The organism is Micromonospora sp. NPDC003241 (assembly GCF_053589795.1).
Map to the genome: position 1 here is coordinate 123,944 of NZ_JBSFSO010000002.1, position 13,393 is coordinate 137,336.

The following is a 13,393-nucleotide window of genomic DNA, read 5'->3' on the forward strand; positions in this document are numbered from 1 at the left end:
GTGTCGGCGGGCTCGGCTACTGGGACCACCAGGTCGGCTGGCGTGACCAGCGGTGTCCGCGCAGGGTCTCCAGCAGCGCCGGGTCGAGCGGCTGCCCGTCGCTCACCGCGAGGTTGCGGTCGACGTGGGCGACCCGGCGCATCCCGGGGATGACGGTGGCGACCCGGGGTTCGGCGAGGATGAACCGCAGCGCCGCCTCCGGCATCGGCATCCCGGTCGGCAGGTCCTTGCGCAGTTCCTCGGCCCGGGCGACGCTGGCGGCGAGGTTCTCCGGCACGAAGTACGAGTTGCGCCAGTCCCCCTCCGGCCAGGTCGTCTCCGTCGTCAACGTGCCCGTCAACGTGCCCTCGTCGAACGGCACCCGGGCGATGACCGCCACGTCGTGCTCCGCCGCCGCCGGGAAGAGGTCGTCCTCGGGAGCCTGGTCGAAGATGTTGTAGATCACCTGGACCGCGTCGACCAGCCCGGTGGCCAGCGCCCGTACGCCGTTCCAGGACTCCCAGCGGTTCACCGAGATGCCGATGCCGCCGATCAGGCCCTGCTCACGCAGCCCGGTGAGGGTCCGCTGCCAGCGCGGGTCGTCCGCCCAGGAGTCCTCCCAGACGTGCAACTGCAACAGGTCGATGGTGTCCAGGCCGAGGTTGCCGAGACTCGTGTGGACGTACTCCTCGATGTGCTCCGGCGGGAAGACGTCGTCCAGCGTGGACTCGCGGGTCGACGGCCAGCGCATGTCCTTCGGCGGCACCTTGGTGGCGACGTACAGCCGGGTGTCCGGGTTGGCGCGTACCAACTCGCCCAGCACCCGCTCGCTGTGCCCGCGTCCGTACACCCAGGCCGTGTCGAAGAAGTTGCAGCCCAGGTCCACGGCCCGCTGGAGAGCGGCGATCTTCTCGTCGTCCTCGACGCCGGTCCAGCCGTGCAGACCGCCGCCGACGCCCCACATGCCGTACGAGACCTCACTGACCTGCCAGCCCAGTCGGCCGAACCTGCGGTAGCGCATGTGTCACCTCTCCGGTGCCCGAGGGGGTTGAGGGGGTGTGCCGTCGCCCCACACGCGTACCGCCTGCTGATGGTCCGAGCCGGGCGACGCGAAGGAACGCACGATCTCGGCGGAGACGCCGACCGGCGGTCGGACCAGACCGGCCGTCCAGCGCGGTTCGGCACCCCGCGCGCGTTTGGCGCCGTACGTGCCGGCACCGAGGTGCACCAGGCCCAGGCCGCGTTCCGCTGCCAGCTCCCGTGGCTGGTACATGCTGAGGTTGAAGTACGAGTAGGGCGCCGCCCCCTCGGCGAACCCGGCGGCACGGACGTACACCCCGTCGGGCCACAGGTAGTTGAGGCTGAACCCGACCACGGTGTCGCCCGCGTACTCCAGGAGCACGTGGCTGTACGCGTCGAGCGCGGGCACCTGCGAGGCGAAGTACGCGTGCATGTCGGCGTCCGTGTCGGGGCCGCCGTACTTGCGCTGGGTCGCGCCGAGCAGCGGGGCGATCACGTCCACGCAGGCGGAGAGCGGCACCGTCTCGACCCGGTCCACGATGGCCTCGTACCGGCGGCGTTCCCGTCGCCACTCGCGGCGTCCGGCCGCACCGGCGGAGCCCTCGCCGACGTGCACCGGCAGCACCGCCTCGGCCGACAGCGGCGCGGCCACCGGCGGCGGACCGTCCGGGCCGACCGCCCGCGTCCACGCGGCCTGGTACGCGGCGACGTTTCCCACCGGTGTGTAGAGCAGCGCGACGCTGGCCGCGCCGAGCCGCGCGGCCAGCGTCTCCACCTCGGTGAAGAGGGCGGTCAGCACGGCGTCCCGCCGGTCGTCGGTGAGGTCGTCGGCGATCGCCACCGCGCCGTGGTAGCCGGCCCGCGAGCCCACCAGCAGCACCGGCAGGAAGGCCGCGTGCTCCTCGGGCGACAGCGACCGCCCGAGGTTCTCCTCGGCCATGTGACTCGGGCTGTAGGCCAGGTTCATCGACGGCACGCTCGCGCCGTGCCAGAGGTAGGTGGCGACCGCCGCCAGCGTGGTGCCGGCCGCGTCCTGCACCACCAGGTAGGTGGTGTCGAACGACCTGTCGGTCTCCGCCCAGGCCACCCACGGATAGCCGAGGTAGAAGCCGTCACCGGCGGCGAGGCCGTTCCACACGTCCTCGCCGATCTCGGTGACCGAACGTCGGGTGGTGACCGACAGGTCGTCCATCAACTCCCCTGGCTGTCGCCGTCGTCGAACAGTTCCAGGGCCACCAGGTCGTCGTAGGTCTCCCGGCGGCGGATCAACGTCACCTGGTCGCCGTGCACCAGCACCTCGGCGGGCCGCTGCTGACTGTTGTAGTTGCTGGTCATCGTCATGCCGTACGCCCCGGCGGTGAAGATCGCGAAGTGCTCGCCGGGCTCCAGCTCGGGCAGCGAACGACCTCGCGCCAGGTAGTCGCTGGACTCGCAGATCGGCCCCACCACGTCGTAGGAGGTCAGCCCGGCCAGGCCGGACACGTCCCGGGAGACCGGGGTGGCGTCCGCCGGGGGCTGGACCGGCCACATGAAGTGGTAGCTGTCGTACATCGCGGCCCGGGCCAGGTGCGTCATGCCCGCGTCGAGCACCACGAGCTGCCGCTCACCGGCCTGCTTCAGGTAACGGACGGTGCTGACCAGGACACCGGCGTTGGCGGCGATGGTCCGACCCGGCTCGAAGATCACCTGACCGCCGAGGCGGGCGAACCCGGTCAGCCGGGGAATGATCGCCTCGGCGAAGTCGTCCCAGCTCGGCGCGGTGCGGTCGACGTACTCGGCGGGGAAACCACCGCCCAGGTTCAGCGTGGTGATGCGGTGCCCGGCCTGTTCGAGCTGGGCCACCAGGGCCATCAGCCGGTCGAGGGCGGTGGCGTACACCTGCGGGTCGAAGATCGGGCTGCCCAGGTGAACGTGGAAGCCCTCGATGCGCAGCGCCTCGTCGGCGGCGGCCTGCGCGAACAGCGCGGCGGCACGGTCGATGTCCACGCCGAACTTGCCGCCCCGCGTGCCGGTGGTCGTCCGTGCCGGGGTCCGCTCGTCCGGTGCCACGTCCGGGTTGACCCGGATCGCCAGCCGGGGACGTCGGCCCTCCTGCCGGGCGATGCGGGACAGCAGCTCCACCTCGGCCTCGGACTCGACGTTGATGCAGCGGATGTTGCGGACGACCGCCTCGCGCAGCTCGGCCTCCGACTTGCCGACCCCGGCGAGCACGGTGCGCTCCGGGTCGACGCCCGCCAGCATCGCCCGGTGCAGTTCGCCGCCGCTGACCGCGTCGACACCGGCGCCCTCCCGACCGAGCAGCCGGAGCAGGTGCACGTTGCTCAGCGCCTTCGCCGAGAAACAGACCAGCGGGTTGACCGCGTCGAACGCCTTCGCGAAGCGACGGTAGTGATCGATCAGGGTGCTCGCCGAATAGACGTAGGTGGGTGTGCCGAAACGCTCGGCCACCGAGGTCAGCGGGACCCCTTCACAGTGCAGCGTGCCGTCGCGATAGGTGAACTCGTCCATCTGTTCCTCATTCAGGAGATCAGCGCACAGGATATCCGTCCACTCAACGAAGATCGGCCCCTACCTGTGCTTGTAGAGGCGGTCCTGTTCGAGGGCACGAATACGCTGGTAATCCTCCTCCAAACGGCTCGGGTCGTCGGCGATCAGATAGAGATGGCCGGGCGAGGTGAACAGGTCGACGGTCCGGTGCACCGGCGTGTCCGGCAGCAGATTCAACGCCGACCCGCACAGCACCGAGGGGATCTCGGCCAGGCGGTCGGCGGCACCGTCGGCGATCAGACCGTCGTACGGGGCGACCAGGCAGACCACCATCAGGGCGCGGTGGCGGCGGTATCCGGCGCCGAGACGGCGGCGGAAGCGTTCCGGTGCGGCGTACCGCTCGACGGTCAGCGAGAGCTGGCTCTCCCCGGTCGCCTGCGCCGGCCCGTCCGGCGTGACGCCTCCTTCGAGGCGGGCACCGGACTCGATCAGCACCGGTCCCCGGTCGTCGACGAAGAGTTCGGTGTGTGCCGGGCCGTCGTGCACGCCGAGCGCGTCCAGCACCCGTTCGACGAAGACGCGGACCTGGTCCTGGATCTCACCCGCGCCGTCCAGCAGGACCTGCCGGTCGTACACCGGCCGCCCGTCGACGAAGATCCGGTCGTCGCGCCAGATCTCGTGGACGTGGTGCCGACCGTCGAGGCTCACGCTGTTGACGAAGTACTGCTGGCCGACCAACTGCTCCTGCACTAGCAGCGAGTCGTTGACCTGGGCCATCGCGTTGGCCGAGCCGAGCAGTTTGCCCGCCGCCGAGCGGGCCTCGGTGCCGTCCGCGCAGAAGTGGACCCCTTCGGAACCGGCGCTGGCGGCGGGCTTGACCACGACTGGGAGCACCCGTGTGGCGGCCAGCCAGTCGTCGAGCTCCTCGATGCTGCGGACCTGGGTGCCGAGCGGCACCCGCAGGTCGGCGCGGGCGGCGGCGGCCATCATCGCCGGCTTCTGCCGCCGGGGGCGGTCCTCGGTCCGGGAGTTGCCCGGCAGCCCCAGCTCGGCGGCGAGGTCGTCGGCCAGGTCGACGCCCCACTCGCAGCCCGGGATCACGTGGCCCGGTCGCATCGGGGCGAGCCGGTCGGCGAGCTGCCGGACCGCCGCCGCATCGTCGCCGGCCGCGGTCAGCACGTCGACGAACTGCTCCCGGCGGAGCCCGGCGGCGTAGCGCTCGTTGATCGTGCCGGTGAGGACGGCCACGCAGCGCCGACCGTGCCGGGCGAACTCGGGCGCCAGGAGCGCGCCGGTGGAGAACGGGTCGACGATCACGATGGTCTCGTCGGTGTCGGCGACGACGGTGTCGACGCCGTGGCCGGGAACGCCGTGCGGGGGCGCCGCGACCATCTCGGTCACGAACGACGCCCGGTAGGGACGCAGGTCCAGCCCGTCGGCGGGGCTCAGCACGTCCAGCCGCATCGGCAGCGGGTCCGCCCAGGTGGCCGCCCGGTCGGGCGGTCGGGCGTAGCAGAGGCTCAGCACCGGATCGGCGAGCCGGTCGGTGCGCAGCACCAACTCGGCCTCGTCGCAGCCGTCGTCGTCCGGGTCGAGGTGGTGCAGCGGGACCGGTACGAACCCGAGGCGGCTCTTGAAGCTGAACAGCCCCGCCTGCGCGATGTGGCCGTACAGGGTCGGGTCGGTGCCGAGCGAGATCCACGGGAGGCCGCGTCGGGCGCTCTCCTCGAACGCGGCCACGTAGAGCGCGCGGCTGATCATCCCGCGTCGGGCCTGCGGCCGGGCGGCCGAGTAGGCGACCCGCAGCGCCTCGGGCGTGACGCGGCACATCACGGCGCCGACCAGCTCACCGGCGGACCGGGCGGTGACCAGCACGAAGTCGGCGAGCGCGGCCTCGGTGGCGGCGACCGCGTGCGCCGCCGGCAGGCCGTACGGCATGGTGGCGATCTGCGCGTCGTAGACGGTGAGGAACTCGCCGAACAGGTCCGGGTCGATCCGGTCGTGCACCTCGACGTCGAGCCCCGCCGACTCGACGTACCGCAGTGCGTGGCGGACGTTCTGCCGTTCCGCCTTCGGCAGGGCGGCCAGGAAGTCCGTCGTCCGCTCCGGGGTACGCCGTCCCCAGGTCACCCAGCGTGGCTTGAGTCGGAAACCTGACGCCGTCAGATCCGCCCACCGGTCCCGGGCCGGATCGGTGACGATCACCAGGTCGACGTCGTCGACACCGACCCAGGCCCGGTCGAGCGCGTCCTCGGTGGACATCTCCCACCTGCGGACGCCGTAGTAGTCGCTCCCCCCGAAACCAGACACGCGTCCCCCTCGCTGCTGCTGCGGATTCCGGCCCGGTGGTGCCCGGCGACTGGTAGCTCAGCCGGTCACGATGCGCTGCCGACGCTGGCCGGGGCATCGACGCGACTCAGCGTATCCCGCACCCACAAGATGGCCGCGAGCGCGACGAGCGCGGCCACCGGCGACAGCAGACGGGCCTCGGCGGGGCCGAACCAACCCAGGACCGCACCGGCCACCAGGGTGCCCACCGCACTGCCGACCGCCATCATCGTCGCGGCCAGCGCGAACGACTCGTTGATCACCGTCTTGGGCACCAGCGTGCCGAGCAACCCGAACTCCTCGGCGCTGAGCGCCGCCAACGGCAGGCCGGCGAGGAACAGGCAGACCGCGAGCACCGGGATCGAGGTGGCGAAGACCAGCGGGACCATGCAGGCCAGCGCCACCGCCAGCAGCACGAGGTAGCGGTGCACCGGTCGGCGGGTGTGCTGCCGGGCGCCGTAGACCAGCCCGCCGAGGACGCTGGCCGCCGGAGGTAGTGACAGCAGCGCCACGCCGGTGGCCGCCGTGCTGCCCAGCGCCGCCACGGTGGCCGGCACCGCGACCTCCAGGACGGCGAAGGCCGCGGCGGCGGCACCGGCGGCGACCAGGATCGCCACCACGCCGGGGATCCGCCACGGCCGTCGGGTACGCCCGGGGTCGTCGCCGGTCGTCGCGTCGGACTCCGCCGACCCGTCCGGCTTGCGCAGCGTGGCGACGGCCGGGGCGCTGGCGTAGAGCAGCGAGCCGACCACCAGCATGCCGCCGGCCAGCAGGGTGGTGGCCAGCGCGCTGAAGACACCGGTGAACAGGCCGGTCGCCGCCGGCCCGATCACGAAGAACACCTCGATCAGCACCGCTTCCAGGGCGTTGGCGGTGTTCAGCTTCGGCCCGGGCGGCAGGATCAGGGCCCAGGCCGCCCGGACGGTCGAGCCGACCGGTGCCATGGTGAGCGCCACCGGCACCACGGACGAGATCAACATCCAGCCGGGCCCCTGGTTCGCGGCGACGAACCCGACCAGTGCCACCGCGTGCAGCAACGCCAGCACCGGCAGCACCCGGCGCAGCCCGTGACGGTCGATCAGCCGGCCGTGTACCGGCCAGGCGACCGCCAGGGCACCGGAGAACAGGGCGAGCGCGGTCGCGCCAGCCGAGTAGGACCCCGTCTTCTCACTGACGTGCAGAAAGATCGCGAGTGGCTCGATCGCCACCGGCAGCCGGGCGAGCATCGCGGGCAGCATCACCCGGGGTACGCCGGGGGTACGCCAGAGTTCGACGTACCGCCCGACGGCGTCAACCAGCGACACAGGCGTCCAATCAGGCCACCGGGGTGGCGTCGGCACCGGCCCTCGGCCGGTAGATCCCGTCGTACTGGTCGATCAGCGACCCGTTCAGCGCCTCGGTGAGCCGGAGCCGCTGCTCGAACAACTCGTAGTACGACAGGTGCTTGGACGGCATCGGCGAGAGGTAGACGCTGATCACCTCCGGGTTCTGTTCGATGTCGAAGGCGAGCCGGTCCGCCTTCTTCCGGAAGTCGGCGGTGCCGGGCAGCAGCGTCCGGTTGAACACGTTGAAGTAGTTGGTCGCCTCGGGACTGGCCTCGACCAGCCGGTCCTTGAGTTCGAGGCACCGGTCCAGATACATGTCGATCATCGATTGGTCATCGTCGTCGTGCCCGATCAGCATGTTGAACGTCAGATATCGGACGCCCAGGTCCAGCATGGACGTGATGATCCGCATCTGCTCCTGGAACGGACGCAGCTTACGGAACTTCTGGGTGGGCTCGTCACCGAGGTATTCCAACGGGATCTGGACCCGATAACAACCGACCCACCGGTCGCCGCTGGTGTCGTTCCAGAACAGCGTCTCCATCAGTTCCCGGTCCACCTCGCCCAGGTCCAGGAACTTGCCGAATTCGAGCCCGTTGGCGAACTCCCAGGAGAACTCGTACTCCCGGGCGATCCGGAAGATCTCCAGCGTGTCCTCGCGGCCGGAGTCGTGCAGCAGCGTGCCCCGGCCGGACCGCTGGATCCGGGAGAGCGTGTTGTCCTCCTGGAAGAGGATGTTCGAGATGCCGACCAACCGGAAGTGGTCGAAGTGCCGACGCACCACGTCCGGCTTCATGTAGCGGTAGTGTCCGCGCATCGGGGTCGCGCAGAACGAGCAGGTCCGGTAACAGCCGCGCGAGGTCTCGAAGCAGGTGAACGGCGCCCGTACCGTCATCGGCGGCTGGCCCTCGCCGGTGTCGTCATAGATGGACAGGTCGTCGATCAGGTCCAGTGCCATCGGCGGCAGTTCGGCCAGGTTGAGCTGGGGGCCGCCCATGATGACGATGCCGTCGCCGATCCGGCGGCTCAGCACCGACTTCTCGATCGGCTTGCCGGTGGCCCGGGCCTGGATCACCCGGGCGAAGGTCTGCTCGCCTTCGAGCTGGATCACCACGTCGAAGCCGTTGGCGAGGTACCACTCGGGCCGGGCGGTGACGTCCATCCCGCCGCCCACGACCAGCGCATCGGGATTGACCTTCTTGAGGTACTTGGCGAAGTCGGTCACCACCCGGGCCGAGTTGGTGAAGTTGTTCGAGATGCCGATGACGTCGGCGGCTTGGGCCTCGTCGGCGTAGTTCTCGAAGGCGCCGCCGTAGCGGATGCAGTCGATGGTGCGGGGCCCGTACGCGAACGAGGCGTAGTGCTCGGGCTCACCGGCGTCGACCTGGGTGTCGACGATCCGGAACTCCGCGTCGACACCCCATTCCCGCAGGTAGGCCCGTGCTCCGGCGGCCAACGTGACGAGAGCGCTCTTGGGATTGCGTACCCGAACCGGGCTGATCGTGGTGCCCTCGTCCCGGAACGACTGCCCCGGGTACGGGGCGTAGAAGAGGGTGACGCGCATGGCCGGACCTCCCGTCAACCCGCGTAGATGCCGTCGTAGAGACGGTGCATCTCGCGGTCGTTGAGCATGTTCGTCATTTCGAGACGCTTCTGATAGATGTCCCAGTAGGTGAAGTGATCGGTGTTGATGGCCGACAGGAAGATCCCGATCACCTCGGGGTTCTCGTCGATGTCGAACTGGAGCAGCGAGCGCAGCGTGACCCAGTCACGGGCACCCGGCAGCAGCGACAGGTTGAACACGTTGAAGTACGGCTTGTACTTGCCCTGTCCGACCGAGGTCAGCTCCTCCTTCAACCGCATGCAGTAGTCGGTGAAGATGTCGATGCCCTCGCGGTCGTGCTCCGGGTAACCGATGAACAGGTCGTACGTCTGGTGGCCGACGCCGTGGTCGGTGAGCATGGTGGCCAGCACGTTCACCTGCTCGTCGAAGCCGAGCAGCTTGGGGAACCGGCGCTTCTTGACGTTCATGTTGTCCAGCGGGATCTGCACCCGGTAGCAGCCGATCCACCGGCCGTCGACCGTCTCGCTGCCCAGCAGCGCGTCGGCGAGTTCGTGGTCGAAGCTGCCGTTCTGCATGAACTTGCCGAACTCGATGCCGTTGGCGAACTCCCAGGCGAAGCCGTACTCCCGGAACATCCGGAACATGGCGAGGACGTCCTCGCGTCCGGAGTCGTACAGGTAGCGGCCGGCGCCGTTCTGCTGGATCCGGGAGAGCGGGTTGTCCTCCTGCCAGACGATCGTCTTGATGCCGTACTCCTGGAAGACCCGGAGGTGCTTCTCCATCATCGGCAGGCTCATGTAGCGGTAGCCGCCCCGCGACGGCGCGGTGCAGAACGAGCACCGCCATGCGCATCCTCGGGACGTCTCCCAGCAGATGAAGTTGCCCTGCACGCCCTCCGGCGGCGGACCCTCGGCGGTGTCGTCGTAGATGGACAGGTCGGGGATGAGGTCCAGCGCCATCGGCTCGATCGAGTCCATCGGCACGGTCTCGGACGAGTCGACCTTGCTGGGGATCAGTCGGCCCGGCAGCGAGATGTTCGGCACCGTGGACAGGTCCCGCTTGCGGTAGACCGCGTCCACCAGCCGGGCGAAGGTCAGCTCGCCCTCCCCGCGCACCACCGCGTCGGCACCCCGGGCCAGGTAGTACTGCGGGCGGGCGGTGCAGTCGACGCCGCCCACCACGACGATCGCCTTGGGATTGATCCGCTTGATGTGCAGCGCCAGGTCGGCCACGATCTGCGCGCTGTTGGTGAAGTTGCAGGTGATGCCGTGCACGTCCGCCGCGCGGATCTTCTCGTCGGCCTCCTCGAACGGGGTGCCGTACCGGTAGCAGTCCATGATCCGCGGGCCGTACGGGAGCGACTTGTACTTCACCCGCTGCCCGCCGAGCTGGAGATCGACGATCTCGATGTCGCAGGAGTAGCCGAAGTGCGGCGCGTACGCCCGCAGCCCGGCGGCGATCGTGGTCAGTGCGCTCTTCGGGTTGTGCGGCCGCTCGGTGTTGATCGGCTCGCTCTCGCCCTGGAAGATCTGCGAGGGGTAGGGAGCGTAGTAGAGATTGACCTTCATGGCGTCTCCTGGACCCGTTGGTCGCGGTTCACTGAGCTGTCCCGCTGGACAGATGAGGACGGCCCACCGCTGCGTGGTACGTCCGGTTGAGACGGTCGATCATCACGTCGATCTCCCTGTCCCGGCTGGTGCCCCAGTCGAGGCCGAGTCCCCGAGCCAGCCGGGTGGCCAGGGGTGTCTCGGTGCCGACCAGGGCGTCGTGAACCACCTCGGCCAGTGGCTCGGTCTCCGCTGCGGTGCGGGGACGCAGGACGGCGAGGCAGCGCGCCACCTCGTCGTCGCCGACCGCGTCGGCGGCCCGGTCGTGGAACTCGTCGTAGCGGATCTCCGGCAGTGGTCGGCCCTCGACGCGTAGCCGGGCCAGCAGGTCGGCCACGGCCACGGAGGCGGGTGCCACCACGTTCAGCACGCCCTCGGCGGGCGTGGGGTGGTGCGGGTCGGCGAGCGCGGCCACCATCCGGGCCACCACGTCGACCGGCGTCCAGTCCACCCGCAGCCCGGTCGACGGGCGTACGCCGAGCCGCAGGCAGAGCCGCAGGATCATCGTCACCGACGAGCGCGGGTTGGCGTGGCCGGTGCGGGAGTGCGCCGCCACCTCCCCGAGCCGGACGACAGCGCCGGGTACGCCCTGCGCGGCGGCGCCCCGGACGAGCTGCTCGGCGACCCACTTGGACTGGCTGTAGCCGTCGACCGGCGGTGCCGAGGTGAGCGCGAGGAACGACTCGGCCAACGGCGTACCGGGGGCGCTCCGGACCGTGGTGGTGGAGAGCGTGACGAGCCGTTTGCGGAGCTGCGTGCCGGCGAGGTCGACGAGCGTCCGCAGCCCGTGCACGTTGGTGTCGCGCAGATCGAGGTAGTCGCGGAGGGTGTCCACCCGGCCCGCCGCGTCCACGATCGTGCCGACCTCTCGGCTCATCCGCCGCCAGTCGTCGCCGGAGAGACCGAGCTGCGGTCGGGCCAGGTCACCGGCGAGCGCGGACCAGCGGTGGACCGCAGCCGATCCGCCGGTCGCGGCCAGCGCGGCGGCCACCCGGCGCGAGGCGGCCTGGTCGTCGGCGGCCCGGACCAGGCAGACCACCGGCCGGTCGCCGTGGGCCAGCAGCGCCGCGAGCACCTGTGCGCCGACGAAGCCGGTCGCCCCGAGCAGGAGGATCGTGCCGGGGTCCTCGGCCGGTCTCGGCGGTGCGATGCCCAGCTCGCCGAGCCGGGCGTCCCGGGCCAACTCGGGTGGTACGGCGGTGGTCGCCGGCAGCGACCGGCCGCCCCGGACCAGCTCGGCCTGGGCCGCGACGGTGGAGGCCCGGACCAGGTCGCGGGCGGCGAGCCGCACCCCGAACGTCCGCTCCAGGTCGACCGCGAGTCGGGCGGCGCCGAGCGAGGTCCCACCGAGGCAGTAGAAGTCCTCGTCGTACGCGGTGAAGCCGAGCACCCGGGCCCAGATCTGGGCGATCCGCGCCTCGACGCTCCCCGCCGGGTACGCCGGGCCGGGCTCGCCGGTGCCCACCGGGCCGTCGGCGAGGTGGCCGCGCAGGCGCTGCTGGTCCACCTTGCCGTTGGTGAGCAGCGGCAGGCTGTCGAGACGCACGAACCGGCCCGGCACCAGCTCACCGGGCAGACCGGCGCGGGCGTGCCCGCGCAGCGTCTCCTCGCCGACCTCCCCGTCCGCCGAATAGAAGCAGACCAGCGTGGCCGTGGCACCGGTCTCGTCCACGAGCACCTTCACCTGCCGCAGGCCGGGCAGCGTGGCGATGGTGCACTCGATTTCGCCGAGGTCGACGCGTACTCCGGCGATCTGGACCTGGGCGTCCCGTCGCCCGGTGAACATCAGCAGTCCGTCGTGGCGTACCCAGCCGAAGTCGCCGGTGCGATAGAGCAGGTCACCGGGGACCTCGGCGTACCGGTTCGGCACGAAGACCTGGCGGGTGCGGGCGGCGTCGCCGTGGTAGCCCGCGCCGAGACACACGCCCGCGAGATGGATCTGCCCGACCTCGCCGCGCGGGGTGGGCGCGCCGTGTTCGTCCAGGAGCAGCACGGCCGTGTTGGGCAGCGGCAGGCCGAGCGGGATGACCTGGCGGTCGTCGTCGCCGACGGCGTGGAAGACCGAGCCGATCGAGGCTTCGGTGGGCCCGTAGGTGTTGGTCACCCGCACGTCCGGGAACATCCGCCGGAACGCCTGCACGGCCGGCGGCTTGGCGGCCTCGCCGCCGATGAAGACCTGCCGCATCGACGAGAGCAGGTGCCGATCCTGTGGCCGGCTCCGTAGGCGCTCGACGAGCAGGTCGAAGATGCTCGGCACGAAGTCGGTCATGGTGACCCGGTGCCGGTGGATCTGCGCCAGCGTGGCGTCGAAGTCGAGGATGCCGGTGCGGTCGGGGATGACGACGGTGGCGCCACGGGTCAGCGGCCACAGCAGTTGCCAGATCGACGAGTCGAAGGTGTGCGCGGAGTTCTGGAGCACCACGGCGCCGTCGGCGGCGAACCTCTCGGTCATCGACAGGAAGCGGTTCACCAGGCCCCGGTGCAGGTTGACCGCGCACTTGGGCAGGCCGGTGGAGCCGCTGGTGAAGAACGCGTAGATCGGGTCGTCGGGTCGCGGCCGGGAGGCGACGACGGGTCCGGCGACCGCGTCCGGTTCCGTCCGTACGCCGATCACCGGCCGGGCGGTGGACGGCGGTGGCGTGCCGACGACCGCCCGGGGAGCGAGGTCGTCGAGCATTCGTTGCTGCCGCTGCGCCGGCCAGGCCCGGTCGAACGGCACGAAGGCGGCGCCCGACCGCATGGTGCCGAGCATCGCGACGAGTTGTTCGACGCGGTCGTCGAGCAGCAGGGCGACGAAGTCTCCCCGGCGTGCGCCGTGGGCGAGCAGGTCGGCGGCGACCGCGTCGGCCAGCCGGTCGACGTCGCGGTAGGTCAGCGTGCCGGTGGGATGGACGACCGCCTCGGCGTCCGGGTGACGCCGTACGGCCTCGTCGACGAGGTCGACCACGGTCCCGTGGATCGGACGTGGCCGGGTGGGTCCTGTGAGGAGAGCGCCGACCTCAGCGGGATCGCGGTGGACGCGCTCCATTCCGAGAATCGTCAAAGCGCAGCTGAGGATGCCATTGAGGGCACCTCCCCCGAGG

At 70.8% G+C, this 13,393-nt stretch carries 8 protein-coding genes; all 8 read right to left on the bottom strand.

The features are described from left to right. Positions 1 to 16: 16 nt before the first annotated feature. Positions 17 to 1,000, bottom strand: a complete 984-nt coding sequence (locus ACWDVW_RS02335; RefSeq protein ID WP_449943750.1) for an aldo/keto reductase — start codon at positions 998 to 1,000, stop codon at positions 17 to 19. Between the two features lie 3 nt (positions 1,001 to 1,003). Continuing rightward, positions 1,004 to 2,191 carry a GNAT family N-acetyltransferase gene (locus ACWDVW_RS02340; protein WP_449943752.1) on the bottom strand — a complete coding sequence of 396 codons (1,188 nt, stop codon included), beginning with the start codon at positions 2,189 to 2,191 and terminating at the stop codon, positions 1,004 to 1,006. Beyond that, a complete protein-coding gene (gene lysA / locus ACWDVW_RS02345) occupies positions 2,191 to 3,507 on the bottom strand; it encodes a diaminopimelate decarboxylase (RefSeq protein ID WP_449943754.1) in 1,317 nt (438 codons plus the stop codon). The genes ACWDVW_RS02340 and lysA overlap by 1 nt, the downstream gene beginning before the upstream one ends. 60 nt (positions 3,508 to 3,567) lie before the next feature. Further along, positions 3,568 to 5,796 carry a GNAT family N-acetyltransferase gene (locus tag ACWDVW_RS02350; protein WP_449943757.1) on the bottom strand — a complete coding sequence of 743 codons (2,229 nt, stop codon included), beginning with the start codon at positions 5,794 to 5,796 and terminating at the stop codon, positions 3,568 to 3,570. A gap of 65 nt (positions 5,797 to 5,861) precedes the next feature. Continuing rightward, entirely contained in the window at positions 5,862 to 7,118 is a 1,257-nt protein-coding gene (locus tag ACWDVW_RS02355; protein ID WP_449943760.1) for an MFS transporter, read from the bottom strand. Positions 7,119 to 7,128: 10 nt separating this feature from the next. Further along, complete coding sequence (locus tag ACWDVW_RS02360; RefSeq protein WP_449943762.1) at positions 7,129 to 8,703, bottom strand: cobalamin-dependent protein; 1,575 nt, start codon at positions 8,701 to 8,703, stop codon at positions 7,129 to 7,131. A gap of 14 nt (positions 8,704 to 8,717) precedes the next feature. Beyond that, entirely contained in the window at positions 8,718 to 10,271 is a 1,554-nt protein-coding gene (locus ACWDVW_RS02365) for a B12-binding domain-containing radical SAM protein (protein ID WP_449943765.1), read from the bottom strand. Between the two features lie 28 nt (positions 10,272 to 10,299). Next, positions 10,300 to 13,257: a non-ribosomal peptide synthetase gene (locus ACWDVW_RS02370; RefSeq protein WP_449943767.1), complete on the bottom strand. Its 2,958-nt coding sequence runs from the start codon at positions 13,255 to 13,257 to the stop codon at positions 10,300 to 10,302. Positions 13,258 to 13,393 lie beyond the last annotated feature (136 nt).

Bases quoted from the DNA above. Each gene is read 5' to 3' on its own strand.
- ACWDVW_RS02335 (WP_449943750.1), bottom strand. From the start codon at position 1,000: ATGCGCTACCGCAGGTTCGGCCGACTGGGCTGGCAGGTCAGTGAGGTC.
- ACWDVW_RS02340 (WP_449943752.1), bottom strand. From the start codon at position 2,191: ATGGACGACCTGTCGGTCACCACCCGACGTTCGGTCACCGAGATCGGC.
- lysA (WP_449943754.1), bottom strand. From the start codon at position 3,507: ATGGACGAGTTCACCTATCGCGACGGCACGCTGCACTGTGAAGGGGTC.
- ACWDVW_RS02360 (WP_449943762.1), bottom strand. From the start codon at position 8,703: ATGCGCGTCACCCTCTTCTACGCCCCGTACCCGGGGCAGTCGTTCCGG.
- ACWDVW_RS02365 (WP_449943765.1), bottom strand. From the start codon at position 10,271: ATGAAGGTCAATCTCTACTACGCTCCCTACCCCTCGCAGATCTTCCAG.